Below are 1,538 nucleotides of genomic sequence, written 5' to 3' on the forward strand. Positions count from 1 at the left end.
GGTCGAGTAGCGGGCCCCAGGGCGCTTCTCGGTCACCGATAATCTCCCGACGCGTCCGTTGCCAGCATTATGCACAACATATAATGTGAGCCACGTCGCAGCCCGCACGAGTTGCGCAAAACATCACACGGCCACCCAACATCCCCGGAGGAAATGTCGTGACCATGACCCAGACTCGATCTCGCAGCGGCCTCACCGTAGCGATCCTGTGCTTCTTGACGATCGTCGCCGACGGCTACGACATGGTGATCTACGGGGCAGCACTCCCCAAGATCCTCGACGAACCGGACTGGAACCTCAGCCACAGCACGGCCGGCCTCATCGGCACGTGGACCCTCGGCGGACTGATGGTCGGGTTCCTCACGGCCGGACCGCTGACCGATCGGATCGGGCGCCGCAAGCTCATGTTGATCGGCGTTGCGTGGATCTCGGCGGGTTCTCTGCTCTCCGCAGTCGCGCTGAACGTCGAGATGTTCGGGGTCGCACGATTCCTCACCGGCGTCGGCATCGGTAGCGTCGTACCCTCTGCGGTCGCCCTGACGATGGAGTACGCGCCCCGGAATCGTCGACAGCTGTACAACGCGTCCATGCTCACCGGCTTCTCCTTCGGCGGTATCCTGGCCGCGCTGTCGGCGATGTGGCTTCTCCCGCATCACGACTGGCGCATGCTGTTCGGCATCGGCATCGTATTCGCGGTGCTGATCCCCATCATGTATTTCCGTCTCCCGGAGTCGGCCGGATATCTCGCGGTCCGTGGCCGTGACGCCGAAGGTCGGGCGCTCGCCGAGTCGTATGGGTTCGACTACGACAGCATCGCGGCAACTGCCCGGGCGGAAGCCGAATCAAGCTCGGACGCACCAGGCATCCGTCGACTGTTCCGACGTCCGTTGGTGGCACGACTGCTCACCTTCATGATGATCAGCATCTGTGTGAACGTCGTGGTGTACGGACTCAACACGTGGGCACCGGCTCTGATGCGCGAACAGGGCTACGCACTCGACTCGGCGCTGACGTTCATGCTGCTCCTGCAGGCGGGCGGCGTGATCGGCGCTGTCGCGGGTGCTTACTTCGCCGACCGGGTCGGCTGCGCACGGGTCGTCGGCGCGCTGTTCTTGGTCGGCGTCCTGTCGCTGCTGGCGCTGAGCAACAAAATGGACACCGGCTGGGTCATGCTCGCGATTCTCGGCGCCGGCATCGGTGGCACCGGCACCAACTGCGTGCTCTACGGATTCGTCGCCGACAACTTCCCGGCGGCATTCCGTGGATCTGCGCTCGGCGTCGTGATGGGTATCGGACGGATCGGCGCCATGGCCGGACCGGCCATGGCCGGCTTCATCCTCGACGCCGGGCTGGGCGTGCAGTGGAGCTTCTACGCCTTCGCGATCCCGGCGGTCATCGGCGCGGCCCTCGTCGCCGTGGTCCCGTTCCTGTCGCGGCGGCAGCCGGTCGCACAGCAACCGGAGATGGCGATCGCCTGATCGCGAGATTCCACAACCGACCGTGTCGAACCCGGATGGGGGTACCACCAGACCCTCCCC

Annotated in this window: 1 protein-coding gene; it reads left to right on the plus strand. The window is 65.1% G+C overall.

Annotated features, from left to right (window positions below; all coding sequences use genetic code 11):
* Positions 1 to 164 precede the first annotated feature (164 nt).
* Positions 165 to 1,478: an MFS transporter gene (locus GORHZ_RS19955; RefSeq protein ID WP_040532630.1), complete on the plus strand. Its 1,314-nt coding sequence runs from the start codon at positions 165 to 167 to the stop codon at positions 1,476 to 1,478.
* The last annotated feature ends 60 nt before the right edge of the window (positions 1,479 to 1,538 follow it).

This window comes from Gordonia rhizosphera NBRC 16068 (assembly GCF_000298195.1).
Taxonomy (GTDB): Bacteria; Actinomycetota; Actinomycetes; order Mycobacteriales; family Mycobacteriaceae; genus Gordonia; species Gordonia rhizosphera.